The 13,587-nt window shown below is 43.3% G+C and carries 16 protein-coding genes and 1 riboswitch; of the genes, 13 read left to right on the plus strand and 3 right to left on the minus strand.

Translation table 11 applies throughout. The features are described from left to right. Positions 1–108: 108 nt before the first annotated feature. The 6 genes from KNQ08_RS15010 (at position 109) to KNQ08_RS15035 (ending at position 4,742) form a co-directional block, all read left to right on the plus strand. Positions 109–1,338, plus strand: a complete 1,230-nt coding sequence (locus tag KNQ08_RS15010) for a DUF2254 domain-containing protein (RefSeq protein ID WP_214806243.1) — start codon at positions 109–111, stop codon at positions 1,336–1,338. Between the two features lie 37 nt (positions 1,339–1,375). Beyond that, a complete protein-coding gene (locus tag KNQ08_RS15015; RefSeq protein WP_214806245.1) occupies positions 1,376–1,858 on the plus strand; it encodes a DUF456 domain-containing protein in 483 nt (160 codons plus the stop codon). Positions 1,859–2,050: 192 nt separating this feature from the next. Then, positions 2,051–3,388, plus strand: coding sequence for a hemolysin family protein (locus KNQ08_RS15020; protein ID WP_214806247.1), 1,338 nt, complete (start codon positions 2,051–2,053; stop codon positions 3,386–3,388). Positions 3,389–3,565: 177 nt separating this feature from the next. After that, positions 3,566–4,000: an organic hydroperoxide resistance protein gene (locus tag KNQ08_RS15025; RefSeq protein WP_035412467.1), complete on the plus strand. Its 435-nt coding sequence runs from the start codon at positions 3,566–3,568 to the stop codon at positions 3,998–4,000. Between the two features lie 29 nt (positions 4,001–4,029). Continuing rightward, positions 4,030–4,203, plus strand: a complete 174-nt coding sequence (locus tag KNQ08_RS15030; RefSeq protein ID WP_214806249.1) for a hypothetical protein — start codon at positions 4,030–4,032, stop codon at positions 4,201–4,203. A 26-nt stretch (positions 4,204–4,229) separates the two neighbouring features. After that, on the plus strand, positions 4,230–4,742 hold the full coding sequence (locus KNQ08_RS15035) for a type 1 glutamine amidotransferase domain-containing protein (protein ID WP_214806251.1): 513 nt from the start codon (positions 4,230–4,232) through the stop codon (positions 4,740–4,742). A gap of 48 nt (positions 4,743–4,790) precedes the next feature. Here KNQ08_RS15035 and KNQ08_RS15040 read toward each other — a convergent pair whose 3' ends face one another. Further along, positions 4,791–5,201 carry a VOC family protein gene (locus tag KNQ08_RS15040; protein ID WP_214806253.1) on the minus strand — a complete coding sequence of 137 codons (411 nt, stop codon included), beginning with the start codon at positions 5,199–5,201 and terminating at the stop codon, positions 4,791–4,793. A 263-nt stretch (positions 5,202–5,464) separates the two neighbouring features. Between KNQ08_RS15040 and KNQ08_RS15045 the strand changes: the two genes are divergently transcribed. The 7 genes from KNQ08_RS15045 to KNQ08_RS15075 all read left to right on the plus strand — a co-directional run bounded on the left by KNQ08_RS15045 (position 5,465) and on the right by KNQ08_RS15075 (position 11,738). After that, positions 5,465–6,910: a murein hydrolase activator EnvC family protein gene (locus KNQ08_RS15045; RefSeq protein ID WP_214806255.1), complete on the plus strand. Its 1,446-nt coding sequence runs from the start codon at positions 5,465–5,467 to the stop codon at positions 6,908–6,910. Between the two features lie 202 nt (positions 6,911–7,112). Beyond that, positions 7,113–8,390 carry a murein hydrolase activator EnvC family protein gene (locus KNQ08_RS15050; RefSeq protein ID WP_195865892.1) on the plus strand — a complete coding sequence of 426 codons (1,278 nt, stop codon included), beginning with the start codon at positions 7,113–7,115 and terminating at the stop codon, positions 8,388–8,390. A 63-nt stretch (positions 8,391–8,453) separates the two neighbouring features. Further along, positions 8,454–8,564, plus strand: a riboswitch (TPP riboswitch). A gap of 115 nt (positions 8,565–8,679) precedes the next feature. Further along, positions 8,680–9,483 carry a bifunctional hydroxymethylpyrimidine kinase/phosphomethylpyrimidine kinase gene (gene thiD / locus KNQ08_RS15055; RefSeq protein ID WP_214806257.1) on the plus strand — a complete coding sequence of 268 codons (804 nt, stop codon included), beginning with the start codon at positions 8,680–8,682 and terminating at the stop codon, positions 9,481–9,483. After that, on the plus strand, positions 9,464–10,231 hold the full coding sequence (gene thiM, locus KNQ08_RS15060) for a hydroxyethylthiazole kinase (RefSeq protein ID WP_214806259.1): 768 nt from the start codon (positions 9,464–9,466) through the stop codon (positions 10,229–10,231). Before thiD ends, thiM begins: the two co-directional genes overlap by 20 nt. Further along, positions 10,221–10,859, plus strand: coding sequence for a thiamine phosphate synthase (gene thiE / locus KNQ08_RS15065; RefSeq protein WP_214806261.1), 639 nt, complete (start codon positions 10,221–10,223; stop codon positions 10,857–10,859). The genes thiM and thiE overlap by 11 nt, the downstream gene beginning before the upstream one ends. 206 nt (positions 10,860–11,065) lie before the next feature. After that, the gene (locus tag KNQ08_RS16915; RefSeq protein ID WP_251133732.1) at positions 11,066–11,314 is read left to right on the plus strand and encodes a hypothetical protein; all 249 of its coding nucleotides are present in this window, start codon (positions 11,066–11,068) and stop codon (positions 11,312–11,314) included. A gap of 55 nt (positions 11,315–11,369) precedes the next feature. Continuing rightward, positions 11,370–11,738, plus strand: coding sequence for an ArsR/SmtB family transcription factor (locus KNQ08_RS15075; protein WP_050678101.1), 369 nt, complete (start codon positions 11,370–11,372; stop codon positions 11,736–11,738). Positions 11,739–11,783: 45 nt separating this feature from the next. Here KNQ08_RS15075 and KNQ08_RS15080 read toward each other — a convergent pair whose 3' ends face one another. Next, the gene (locus tag KNQ08_RS15080) at positions 11,784–12,422 is read right to left on the minus strand and encodes a CHASE3 domain-containing protein (protein WP_214806262.1); all 639 of its coding nucleotides are present in this window, start codon (positions 12,420–12,422) and stop codon (positions 11,784–11,786) included. Positions 12,423–12,615: 193 nt separating this feature from the next. After that, positions 12,616–13,482, minus strand: a complete 867-nt coding sequence (locus KNQ08_RS15085; protein WP_029340819.1) for a YitT family protein — start codon at positions 13,480–13,482, stop codon at positions 12,616–12,618. Positions 13,483–13,587 lie beyond the last annotated feature (105 nt).

Genomic DNA, 13,587 nt, shown 5'->3' on the forward strand with positions numbered 1-13,587 from the left:
GCACTTCGACCAAACATATTGCTCAAAGTCAGTCAGTCAGACGGGTTTTAAAGCGCTTTAAATCAGGAATTCAATCAATATAGTGCTATAAAAAGGAGGGATTTTATTTTGAAGAAGCTGAAAGTCCTGTCTCGAGAAATCAATTGGTGGTGGCCATTGTTATATGGTCTCATTGGGATTGGTTTGACGGGAATCGTGACGTGGTTAGATGTGTATATATCAAACTGGTTTCCAAAAGACTGGCAAACGACGCTTGGCTTAGCGCAGACAATCCATAGTTCTGTCTTTACCGGACTGCTCGCCATGATGACGTTCACATTCTCAACCATTCTTGTCGTATTGACGACCTATTCATCACAATTCTCACCACGGACATTGCCTAACTTCATTGAGAATCGGCAAGTGCAACACATTTTCGGCATATTCATTGGAGCGGTCAGTTACTCGATGACGATGCTCTTTTTTCTTCGTCCGGCTTTGAAGACGAGCGTCGTCGCTTCGACAGTAGCCGTTCTCGTCGTATTGATATCGATTGTGGCATTCGTCGCATTCATTCATATCGTCAGCCAGTCGATTCGCGTGACGACATTACTCGATCGATTACACGAAGAAGGGAACGAATTATTGAAACGACAAGTCGAACATCTAGAATCAGGAGAACAAAAGATTACTGAGAGCAAGAAGACAACAAATCATCCTTATATTATTCAGGCAACTCGAACCGGATATATTCAAGCAGTCGATTATGATGCTTTTGATCATGAAGAAGTGGTATATATTGATCGAACCGTCGGCTCATTTGTAACAGAGGGAGAAGCCATCGGACGGGCAACTTGCCGGGATATCAATGAAAGTATCTTGATTGGGCCGACGAAATCTTCAGAACAGGATTTTGCGTTTGTTCTTGAAAAATTAAGTGAAGTTGCTTTACGTGCGATTTCTCCAGGAATCAATGATCCGAATACAGCGAGACATGCGGTTCGGATTATTGGAGACTTAATGCGACAGTATGCCGTAATACCAGATGGGGTACTAGTTGTTGGAAAGGACCAGCAACACATTGTCGTCAGGGAAACTTACCAACAATTGTTATACACGACGTTTTATCAACTACGACATTACGGAGCAGAAGATATTTCAGTTCTTGCAACGATGCTTGAGTCGCTTGGAACGATGAAGCGGCAAGCCTTACCTGCTCACTATGAAACGATTCAACGATTCATTCCATACATTTGTTCGGAAGTACGTTTTGAAACAATGAACGATTGGGATCGTGATTTTTTACAAAATCAAATCCATCGGGCGTTGAATGAAACTTTTGTCTCCCCTTCGACGTAAAAAGGGCAAGAGAATCAAAAGAAGGGAGGAATAGAAAGTGACAATCTTGTTATGGAGTCTGATCGTCGTCTGTTTTCTAGTCGCTTTTGCAGGTCTCGTGTATCCGATCATCCCAAGTGCGCCGATTTTAGTAGTTGGTTTTTTGATTTATGGATTCGGATTCGGGTTCTCTGAACTATCGATTAGTTTTTGGGTGATTCAAGCGATTTTCATCATTCTCTTATTTACACTCGATTACCTCGTTAGCGCCTACACCGTCGATCGACGGGGAGGCTCACAAGCGGCTAAGATTGCAACGACAGTCGGATTGATTGCGGGACCATTTATTTTGCCGGGTATCGGATTATTAATTTTCCCGTTCGTCTTTGCCATCTTGACGGAAAAAATCATTAGTAAAAAGACATGGCAAATCTCGGTTTCAGTCGGGATCGGAACAGTCCTTGGTATCTTATCAAGTGCCTTGTTAAAAGGAATCGCGATGTTACTCATGATCGTAATCTTTATTCTCTATGTCGTCTGACGGTCTGAAATGATGTCTTCAAGTACACATTTTATGAAAGTTCCGTTATAGTATGAATATGAAAAAGTAGGGAAGCTTTGAAAGTCTGAAGCTTCTTTTTGCTGTAAACCACCAGATGCCTCGGCATCTGGCTTTATATTAATGGAGGTGAATCCCCTTTCTTCGGGGAAACGATTGGACAGTACACACTCAATGGAGACATTCGACACGACCACGATCATCATTCGGCTACTCGTCATTGCACTACTCATCGTCTTAACAGCTTTTTTTGTAGCTGCCGAATTTTCGGTCGTCAAAATGCGAATGTCTCGAATCGATCAGTTGATTACAGAAGGAAGCAAGACTGCGAAAGTGGCGAAGAGGCTACTTGAGAATTTGGATTATTATTTATCGGCCTGTCAACTTGGAATTACCGTGACAGCGCTTGGTCTCGGATGGTTAGGAGAATCAACGGTAGGTGCGATTCTCGGTATGTTGTTCGAAGAAATTGATATTCCGAACTCCGTCTCGACAATCATTTCGTTCGTTCTTGCATTCTCGATTGTAACGTTTCTTCATGTCGTACTTGGAGAGCTTGCTCCAAAATCTTTGGCGATTCAAAAAACGGAAGCCATCACGATGCTACTCGCGCCACCACTTTATTGGTTCGGTAAAATCATGAAACCTTTCATCTGGACATTGAACGGTTCAGCACGAATCATCCTTCGGTTATTTGGTGTCGAGCCAGCGGGACACGAAGAAGTCCATTCTGAAGAAGAGATTAAAATCATCATGACACAGAGTTATAAGAGTGGAGAAATCAACCAGACTGAGCTTTCCTACATGCAGAACATCTTCTCGTTCGATGAGCGGATCGCGAAAGATATCATGTTACCGCGGACGGACTTAATCACGATTTCGAACGATGCATCGATGGAGGACATCATTCGTCTCGTTGAAGAGTATCAGTTCACACGTTACCCAGTAGCGGAAGAAGGAGATAAGGATAAAATCCTTGGCTTCATCAATGCAAAACAATTATTTACGGATCATATGGCTAACAAAGGAAAAGCATTAAGCTATTACATCCACAACTTGCCGATTGTATCCGAGTATTCACCGCTTCAAGACGCTATGTTGAAAATGCAGGTGGAACGGACGCCAATGGCACTCGTCATTGATGAGTATGGTGGTACGGCTGGTGTCATCACGATGGAAGACATCTTGGAAGAAATCGTTGGAGAAATTCGTGATGAATTCGATAAGGATGAAAAAGCAGATATCGAACAAATTCATGAGCGATTATACCGGATCTCAGGCCGTGTCTTGATTGATGACCTAAATGAACGCTTTAACCTAGGAATCGAAGAAGAAGACATCGATACGATTGGTGGCTGGGTCATGGCACAGGATACGGAAGTGTCGAGTGGCCAAGAATTCCGCTATCAGGAATACACGATCAAAGTCATGGAAGTCGATAATCATCAAGTCAAATCAATTTATCTTCAATTGCCTGATCGAGAAGAAACTGCAACAGAAGATATCGGATAAGAAATAGAATGTGCAAGACGATGGACTTCGAGTTCATCGTCTTTTTTTGTCTATTAAAAAAATGAATCAGCTAAGGTGATAGACACCTCTTGTGTTTATCTCCCTCACTGACGGGTATTACTGTCTATGTGGCAAAAAAAGCATTTTTTAATTCAACAGGAAAAGGGGTTTTCTATCATGTCAAACGTCATTCTTACTTCACGTGCATCTGCAGTCGGTGGTCGCGACGGGAAAGTCGCTTCAGACGATAACGTCATCAATCTCGATTTAGTCATGCCAGGAACAAAAGGCAAGGAAGACATTCCGACATCAAACCCGGAACAGTTATTCGCAGCAGGATATGCCGCTTGTTTTGATGGTGCCTATAATTTAATGGCGCGCCAAGCAAAAAAACGAGTCGAGACGCGGACGAATTCAGAAGTCAGCCTCTTACAGGATGAAGCGGATAACGGTGTGAAAATTGCAGCGAAACTTGTCGTCGAAGTCGTTGGCGTATCACAAGAGGAAGCAGAAGAGTTGCTTGAGAAAACACACAACTTCTGCCCGTACTCGAAAGCAACACGCGGAAATATCGATGTAGATCTTTCTGTTAAAGTCGTCGATTCATTATAAATGATGAATCATAAAAGGAGGGTTTTCCCATGGCACCGAAAGAAACCGATCGTCCAAATGAAAAATTGGAAGATGAACGGGATCGACTGTCTGAAAAAGAACGGAAACTGACAGAGGAGCAACAAAAGGAAATCCTAAAAGGTAAAGACGAGATGCCAGATGATCCGGTCTCTCCTCGTGATCGTGGAGAAGATCCGATTTAAATCAAACAACTTGGGGGATGAATCACATGTCTAAAAAAGTAGCCGTTGTACTCGCCGATCATTTTGAAGATGTCGAATTCACAGGACCGGTTGATGCATTAAAAGAAGCAGGGCACGAAATCACTGTCATTGGTGCCAAAAAAGGTGCAGAACTCGTTGGGAAGCAGGAAGAGGCAAAAGTAACCGTTGATCTCTCAATTGATGAGACTTCAGCAGCAGACTATGATGCTCTCCTGATTCCAGGCGGATTTTCACCGGATTTACTTCGAGAAGACCAGCGTTTCGTCTCATTTGTCGAAGAATTCGATATGTCGAAAAAACCAATTTTCTCGATCTGCCATGGACCACAATTGATGATTAACGCAAAAATCGTCAAAGGGAGAAAAATGACAGGTTATAAATCGATTCGAATCGATTTAGAAAATGCTGGTGTGGATTTCACAGATGAAGAAGTCGTCGTCGATGATAACTTCGTCTCAAGCCGTCAACCGGATGATATTCCCGCATTCAATCGGGAAATCGTAGCCAAACTCGGTTAATACCATGAAACGAAAAAATCAGCACTGCAACGTTGCAGTGCTGATTTTTTATGGGTTCTCCGGATAATCACAGAGTTCCGTAATGACGCCGTGTGAATGACGAGGATTCATATAAATCAGTCGTCGTCCGAACGGCGTCGTTCGATACGTATCTTCTAAAAATGTTAAGCCTTGTTGTTTTGCTTCTTCAATCGCTTGATCTAAATTCTCTACCCGATAAGCAATGTGGTGGACACCCTTCCCGCGTTGTTTCAAAAAACGAGCGATCGGACTATCCGGACTTGTTGGCGTCAACAACTCGATGTGCGCATCATCGAACTCGATGACCGCAATATTAGAAGCGACACCAGGCGCAGAATTCGAGTACTCTTTTGTTAAGGTTCCTCCAAGTACGTTTGTATAAAATGAAATGGCTTCCTGCATGTCGCGAACGGCAATTCCAGTGTGGTCTAATTTCATATGATATCCTCCTTCTGTTCGCTTCAGTTTCCCAAAAACACTCCAAAGTTGCAACGATGAGTTACCTTCCAAATGTTTCTATTACATAGAAGAGGAAAGATTTATTTAAAATGAAATATCACTGAAATATTATGGAAGAGGAATGAATGCTATAATCAAAAACGTTCTTATAAAAAAGAAAAACTATTACAGAATTTAAATTTAACTTAAATACTCTACGATAAATCATAAAACATACACTACAGAAAAAGAGGGAATACTACATGAAAAAAACGTTCGCGTCGCTCATCGTTTCCGCACTGGTTCTTTCATCAGCACCTCATTTTGCAGCAGCTGACGATTTAAGTGAACAGAAAGCCAAAAACGAACAACAGCAACAAGACAATGCTAAAAAGCAAAAAAACTTAGAGTCTTCTGTTAATCAAGAAGGTCAAAAAATCTCTAAAACACAACAAGAAGTCAATCGACTAGACGAAGCGTTGAACGAAAAAATCTTTGCTGTCGAAACAAAGGATCGTCAAATCAAAGCAACAGAACGTGAAATCGTTGAACTTGGAAAAGAAATCGAGAAATATAAAGCGAAACTAAAACGCCAAGAAAAACTACTCGGTGATCGTCTTCGTGTCATGCAAGAGAATGATGGAAACTCAATTAAATGGGAAGAAGTCATCTTTGGTGCTAAAAACGTTGGTGATCTCGTAAGCCGTGTCATGGCAGGGAAATCCATTTCAAAACAAGATGATAAAATGATCACGGATTACCAGAATACGCAAAAGCAATTAGCGGATGCGCAGCAAGAAGTAAAAGAAAAGAAAGCGCAGTTGGTAGTTGAGAAAAAAGAATTAAAACGTCAACAAGCGGATCTTGAATCACAATTAAAAGAGCGGAACAAACGCTTAAAAGAACTACGTAAGAAAAAAGAAAAGTTCGAAACACAATTGATGGATGCAAAAGAAGTCCAGCAAATTTTGATTGCTCAAGAAAAAGCGATTGCAGCTGAAAAAGCAGCGCGTGAACGTGAAGCGCGAATCGAAAAAGAACGTCAAGCTCAAGCTGCACGTGAAGCAAAAGCACGAGCAGAAGCTGAAGCAGCGCAAGCAGCAGCTCAAAAAGAAGCAGAAGAGCAAGCCGCTAAAGAAGCAGCAGCTCAGCAAGCAGCACAAGAGAAGGCAGCGCAGTCAGCAAAACCTTCTGGTTCGACGAAACAATCGGCACCAAAACCATCTACACCAGCACCAACTGCGCCAGCTCCAGCGCCGTCAGCTCCAGCGACACCTAAACCATCACCATCATCAGGCGGACTCTTCATTCATCCAACTGCTGGTGCTGTGACACAAGGGTATGGTTCTGCAGGCGGAGAAAATGGTTATACGTTCCATAACGGGATTGACTTCGGTGGTCCAGTTGGCACGCCAATCGTGGCAGCTGCAACTGGTACAGTCATTACAGCATCAGGTGGCGGACCTTACGGGAATCACATCATGATTGCTCACCAATTGAACGGGAAGACATATACGACAGTCTATGCACATATGAGTTCATTGAACGCTAGTGCAGGTCAACGCGTCAGCCAAGGTCAACAAATCGGAACACGTGGTAGCACAGGAAACTCAACAGGTCCACACTTACACTTCGAAATCCACGTTGGTGGATACAGCTACAGTGCAACAGGTCCAGCTAACTCAGTTAATCCAATGTCGATGTTTTAATCGTAAAGAATCGTTGCATATGCAACGGTTCTTTTTTTTGTCATTTTCAAAAAACAAATCGTATATTACAAAAAACCGTTTTCATTTGAAATGTAAATGAAATTTTTTTGAAACGATTACGGTGCTATAATCTATTTCAGATATGAGAGAAACTTGAATACTATAATAAAATATGAAAAAACATAAGTGAGGAAAACGATATATGCTAAAAAAACTAATTTCTACCATTGTTTTAGGAGCATTACTTATAACAGGAACGCAACCAATCGCAGCAGCGACCATTAAAGAAAAAAAGGCTGAAAATGCTGCTGAACAACGTAAACTTGAAAAAGCGATCAAAAAACAAGAAGCTAAAATCTCAAAAGAGCAACGTCAAATCAATCAAATTGACGCAGCAATCAACGAAAAGATTTTCCAAGTCTCTGAAAAAAATAAACAAATCGAACAGTTGAACGTTCGAATCGATGAGTTAAAGGCAGACATCGTCCGTTATGAAGAAATGTTGCAAAAACAGGAAGAACTACTCGGTGATCGCTTACGTGTTTTCCAAGAAAACGATGGAAACTCGATTAAATGGGAAGAAGTCATTTTTGGATCGAAGGATTTAGGTGATTTATTCAGCCGTGTCATGGCGGGAAAAAAAATCGCTGAGCAAGACGATAAAATGATTTCGGATTACATCGCAACGCAACAAAAATTAGCAGAAGCAAAACAAGCGCTCGTTGAGAAAAAAGCGGAGCAAATGCAAGAAAAGAAAGTATTGATTGAACAAAAGAAAGCGTTAAAGCTTCAAATGAAAGAACGTAGTGCTACGCTGAAGAAATTACGAAAAGGAAAGACGAAGTTTACGACAGAACTATTAGACGCAAAAGAACTTCAAGCGACTCTCGAAGCGCAAGAACGTGCAATTGCGGCAGCGAAGGCAGCCGCTAAAGCAGCGGCTGAAAAAGCAGCAGCGGAGAAAGCGGCAGCCGAAAAAGCCGCTAAAGCGAATGCTCAAGCAGCAAAACAAGCAGGTAAGAGTTCAGAATCAACTGATTCTGTTGCCCCGCCCGTTGTTTCGAGTGGAGGGAAATTCGTTCGACCATCTTCTGGTGGAGTGTCGCAAGGATTCGGACCAGCAAGCGGCGCGAACGGTTATACGTTTCACAACGGTGTTGATTTCAGTGGTTCGGTCGGGTCTCCAATCGTCGCTGCAGCAGCTGGAACGGTCATTACAGCATCAGGTGGTGGACCTTACGGTAATCATGTCATGATTTCTCACTTCCTCGATGGACAAGTGTACACGACTGTCTACGCACATATGAGTTCATTATCGGTTCGTGCAGGACAAACGGTCTCTCAAGGTCAGCAAGTCGGGACACTTGGTAGTACAGGGAATTCAACAGGACCACACTTACATTTCGAACTACATGTCGGAGGATATCAATACAGTGCCTCTTCTCCTCTAAATGCAGTCAATCCATTAGCATATCTGTAATCAAAACGGGCTTCGGCTCGTTTTTTTTTCTTCTCTATGCTACAGTTAAGGCGAAACGAATACTTGAGCAACTAGGGGAGCTGGAGGAATCCGGCTGAGAGGAAAACCAATCTGTTTTCGACCCTATTACCTGAACTGGATAATACCAGCGTAGGAAAGTTGAGCCGAACGGATACCGGAATGCGTGTATAACGCTTTCGTATAGCGTCGACTGCTTTTTTACAGCGGTCGACGCTTTTTTTGTCGGTCACGACTCCCTTACATTGCTCGATGGGAAGGTGAAAAGAACATGAAACATGTACTGACGATTGCAGGATCCGACTCCGGTGGTGGAGCTGGGATTCAAGCAGATTTAAAAACCTTTTCGGCTTTAGGGGTTTATGGAATGAGCGTCCTGACAGCCGTCACGGCGCAAAATACGTTGGGTGTTCAAGCGGTGGAAGAGTTATCCCCAGAAATCGTAGATGCCCAGTTAACGTCGATTTTTTCAGACATTCGTGTCGATGCGATCAAAATCGGGATGGTCTCGAATGCGCAGACGATTCGTGTCATTGCTAGACATCTCGGCAAACAGACAGTTCCTATCATATTAGATCCCGTCATGGTCGCTAAAGGTGGTCATGCCCTATTGCGGACGGAAGCTGAACAAGCATTGATTTCAGAACTTCTGCCGCTTGCGACACTCGTTACACCGAATTTACCGGAAGCGGAGCGGTTAACAGGACGATCAGTGACCAATCTAGAGGAAATGCAACTGGCGATGCATCAATTGGCTACACAGACAGGGGCAGTATTACTAAAAGGTGGACATCTCTCAGGAGCTGCGACGGATTTGTTGTTTGATGGGGAAGTGGAACATCGTTTCACATCGGAACGGTTAGACAATCAACATACTCATGGAACTGGTTGTACCTTATCTGCAGCGATTGCAGCACGGATGGCGCTTGGAGAAGATTTACAAGATAGTGTACGACAGGCGAAAAACTATGTCACGGAGGCAATTCGTCATGGATTTGCTCTCGGACAAGGTATTGGACCGACACATCATTTTCACTCACTTTGGAGGGATACACATGTTTACGACCATTCTTGAACACAAACCACTCATTCACCATCTGACGAACACGGTTACGATCAACGACTGCGCAAACGTCACACTCGCTGTTGGAGCATCACCTGTCATGGCGGAAGATATTCGCGAAGTAGAAGAGATGGTTAGACTCGCACAAGCCCTCGTCTTAAACATTGGTACGATCGATGCAGACATGCAAGCAGCTCAACGACTTGCAGCCCGTGAAGCGGAACGTTTGAATGTCCCGATCGTTCTTGATCCAGTTGGAGCAGGGGCAACGACATTACGTACTGCCTTTTCTAAAGAACTCATTGATCTCGGGTGTACGGTCATTAAAGGAAATGCTTCTGAAATCAAGACGTTACTTGGGGAAGATGGGCGAACTAAGGGAGTCGATGCTGCGGGAGATGCAATGATGGATCGAGAAAGTATTCGTGCATTCGCTCGCAAACACAAATCTGTCCTCGTCGTGACAGGTCCGAACGACTATATCACGGATGGAACGCGCGAAATGGAATTACATGTAGGAACACCTCGTCTAGGAGATATCACGGGTACTGGCTGTATGACGGCCTCCTTGATTGCGAGCTTCCTCGGTGCAGGATATACAGCGTTTGAGGCGGCTGTTCACGGAACATTCGTCATGGGAAAAGCAGGAGAACAAGCAGCCTCCGCGCAAGGTCTTGGTGATTTTAAACGAGAGTTGTTCAATGCCATCAGCCTCATGACGGTACAAGATCTTGTGGAGGTGACAGAACGTGTCAATTGATTACTCCATCTATGCAGTGACGGATCGTCGGTACCATCCTGGAGTCGCGATCGAGACGGTCGTTGAGGAAGCCATTTTAGGTGGTGCAACGATCGTGCAACTACGGGAAAAAACAGCACAAGGAAAGGAATTCTTTGATCAGGCAGTTCGGTTGAAAGCACTCACGGATCGGGAAGACATTCCTTTGATCATCAATGATCGGATTGATATCGCGTTACTCGTCGGAGCTGGTTTGCATATCGGACAAGAAGACATTCCTTTAACCGCAGCACGTCGCCTTTTACCAGATGCCGTGATTGGTGTGTCGGTAGCAACCGTTGCACAAGCGATTGAAGCAGAACGAGACGGAGCATCTTATTTAGGCGTGGGGTCTCTATTTGCGACGTCATCCAAAGCGGACGCTGATTCCATGTCGCATACGATGCTTCAGGCGATTCGGGAAGCTGTACGATTACCCCTAATCGGTATTGGTGGAATCACAGCAACGAATGTCTCCTCTCTGCCTATCCCGCTAGAAGGGTATGCCGTCATCTCAGAAATTTTTGCTAAAGAAGATCGGCAACTCGCTGCGCAGCAAATGACAGATGCTGTGCGTGAATGGCATCAATCACTTCAGAACAGGGTATAATCCGTTCAGAGGTGATTGTATTGAAATGGCAGACGATCCGTTTTCGCGGCTATTGGATTCGATATCGGTTAGAACCACAAATCATTCGAGTCGATAATCAGGGGATCTACCATCTAGGAAAAGTCTTATTTCCACATCCTAATCGTATATCTTATGAGATGGCCCTTTTATTGAAAGAAAAGTATGAAAGACGCTACAAACGTCCGTTGTATATTAAAACGAGCTCGATTGCGACGGAAATTTGGGGACATACTCATTTAGATATTTATTACCGGGCACTTCTTCATCTACCGATTCCGACGCGACTTCGTCAACGTTATACGAATCGATTAGAAAGCACGAAAGTCATTGACATCGGCGTACGCGCTGTCGATCAAAATCGAATTGTCTGGGATATTGGAGATTACGTAGGAGGATGGTTCGTGTTTTGGCTCATTCGCAGACGAATGCGCTGAACTTGCAATGTCCCGTTTCTCATGGTGCAATATAAGTAGAAACGAGGTGACGGACATGGACATTCCCCGTTGTGAAACGATTGCGATTGATGAACAACGTGCGTCTGAAATCGGACATATCGTTGATACGATTCCGACGCTTGAAATCGGAAAGCTATTTAAGATTCTTTCGGATGCGACACGACTGCGAATCGTTTATGCGCTGACGATCGAAGAAGAACTATGCGTTTGTGATGTCTCGGCCTCTGTCGACTGTTCGATCGCGACAGCGTCGCATCATCTTCGATCTTTGTTGAAACAAGGACTCGTCAAGTTTCGAAAAGACGGTAAAGTCGTCTATTATTCCTTGGATGACCATCATGTGTCATCGCTTGTACATATGGCGATGGAACATGTACAAGAGGGAAAAGCAATGCCTGAATGAGTCTTTAGAATAAACGAAAAGCGCAGCTTTAGCTGCGCTTTTCGTTTATTCTAAAGACGATTGTTCTGATCCTTTTGGAGCGAAGTGGTGGAAGAAAAAGACCGTGGCACTAATCAATAAAAAGGACAGGATGGAGAGAGCGAGACACATCCATTTATATGTAGCGATTAAAGTATCTGATTGTTGTAATTTGGATTGAAGCGTTTTATACAAATCATCTTTCACACGGGATAAGTCTTCGAGAATCGTTTGAGTCGTCTGAGTCGACTGTCTAGCAAGACGTTTTGCGGCTGTTGGACTTTGACGTTCATAGACAACAAACACGCGTTCAATTTCGGACTCCCAGACATTGTTGCGGCGAAGAAGATCTTTAATCGTCCCTGGAGTAGTCGACGATTGGTTCAGACTATTGCGCAAATCATGGATTTTAGACGTTGAAAAGTAATATTGTTCGATATAACGATTATCTTCATACAATAAGAGACCACGAACCGCATTAGCACGATCTCGATTGTGTTCGACCAACTGATCTACCTGATTGATTAACGGTATATCATGATCCTTCATTTGCTCGGTCATCGTTGCAATCGTCCGATAACCGGATAACGCATAGATGATCGGGATAGAGGCGAATAAGCTGACCAAGAAAATCAGCAGAATACGCTGACGCCAAAGAGAGTGCATGCAATCATTCCTTTAAATAAAAGACATGTCATAAGCTTAACTACTATCGTAAAAAAAGTGAAGCCTGTCTATTTTTTGAATAGGGATAATGACTGAAAAAGTGAATAATACTCATAAAAAAGCAGGAAAGATGATGCAATACGAGAAGCTGTTTTAAGAAGATGAAAAAAGCACAGCTAAGCTGCGCTTGGTGTTAAAACGAATACGAATGTTCCTTGTAATTGCCGAAGACAGTATGGATTTCCGAGAATGTAACGAATGCATTCGGTTCGACAGAAGAGACGATTTCTTGCAAACGGACGATTTCATTATTTTGAACGACGACATATACCATTTTTTTCGTTCGGTTGGAATATCCTCCACGTGCATCGAGAATCGTGACACCACGACCGAGTTCTTTTGTAATGACTTCATTGATTTCATCTGCTTTCTCACAAATGATGATACATTGCTTAGAAGCAGAATAGAAACTGTAAACCGTCTGAAGGGCTTTGGCACGAACAAAGCTCATGATGAGAGCATACATAACGTGTTTAAGATCAAATACCCACCATACAAGGATGTAGATGACAAGATCTTGCATCAGAAATATACGAGGAAGTGGCCAGTTATGAAAACGAGCAAAGAAAAACTTTCCGAGAATATCAAGCCCTCCAGTTGAAGCACCACCGAAGAAGATCAATGCCATTGCAAGACCAGAGACTAGACCAGCAAAGATGGAAGCGACGAGTGGATCGTTTAAAGATTCCGGAACGATTTGAGTCGGAATCCAGTCAATTAAAAAGGAAGAAGCAATGACGATAATTCCAGATAAGAACATGAATCGTTTGCGTAGGAAACGGAAACCTAAAAGGAAGAGGGGAATGTTTAAGAGCAATTGCGTTAATCCAATTGGCGTGTGGAAGAGCTCTTGAATAATGAGCGTGATCCCCATGATACCGCCTGATCCGATATCATTTGGAGATAGTAGTAGGCTGATGTAAAGGGAATACAGCAACGTACCAATGATTAAGAAACTGATTTTTTCAACTCTCTTTTTCTGTGGGTGTGTTGTAGTCATGGCAATATGATGAGTGACCTCATGCTCCTCCTTCTGTGAGTATCTGCATGCAAGAGTACGCTCATATGCATAAAATTTCAACCCTTCTTATGAAAAAAGATGAAA

The organism is Exiguobacterium sp. s46 (assembly GCF_018618875.1).
In the GTDB taxonomy this organism is placed as follows: domain Bacteria; phylum Bacillota; class Bacilli; order Exiguobacteriales; family Exiguobacteriaceae; genus Exiguobacterium_A; species Exiguobacterium_A abrahamii.

What these genes read in the sequence shown, in the direction of transcription:
- KNQ08_RS15020 (WP_214806247.1), top strand. Translation starts at nt 2,051, where the DNA reads ATGGAGACATTCGACACGACCACGATCATCATTCGGCTACTCGTCATT.
- KNQ08_RS15025 (WP_035412467.1), top strand. Translation starts at nt 3,566, where the DNA reads ATGTCAAACGTCATTCTTACTTCACGTGCATCTGCAGTCGGTGGTCGC.
- KNQ08_RS15030 (WP_214806249.1), top strand. Translation starts at nt 4,030, where the DNA reads ATGGCACCGAAAGAAACCGATCGTCCAAATGAAAAATTGGAAGATGAA.
- KNQ08_RS15035 (WP_214806251.1), top strand. Translation starts at nt 4,230, where the DNA reads ATGTCTAAAAAAGTAGCCGTTGTACTCGCCGATCATTTTGAAGATGTC.
- KNQ08_RS15040 (WP_214806253.1), bottom strand. Translation starts at nt 5,201, where the DNA reads ATGAAATTAGACCACACTGGAATTGCCGTTCGCGACATGCAGGAAGCC.
- KNQ08_RS15045 (WP_214806255.1), top strand. Translation starts at nt 5,465, where the DNA reads ATGAAAAAAACGTTCGCGTCGCTCATCGTTTCCGCACTGGTTCTTTCA.
- KNQ08_RS15050 (WP_195865892.1), top strand. Translation starts at nt 7,113, where the DNA reads ATGCTAAAAAAACTAATTTCTACCATTGTTTTAGGAGCATTACTTATA.
- thiD (WP_214806257.1), top strand. Translation starts at nt 8,680, where the DNA reads ATGAAACATGTACTGACGATTGCAGGATCCGACTCCGGTGGTGGAGCT.
- thiM (WP_214806259.1), top strand. Translation starts at nt 9,464, where the DNA reads ATGTTTACGACCATTCTTGAACACAAACCACTCATTCACCATCTGACG.
- KNQ08_RS15075 (WP_050678101.1), top strand. Translation starts at nt 11,370, where the DNA reads ATGGACATTCCCCGTTGTGAAACGATTGCGATTGATGAACAACGTGCG.
- KNQ08_RS15080 (WP_214806262.1), bottom strand. Translation starts at nt 12,422, where the DNA reads ATGCACTCTCTTTGGCGTCAGCGTATTCTGCTGATTTTCTTGGTCAGC.
- KNQ08_RS15085 (WP_029340819.1), bottom strand. Translation starts at nt 13,482, where the DNA reads ATGACTACAACACACCCACAGAAAAAGAGAGTTGAAAAAATCAGTTTC.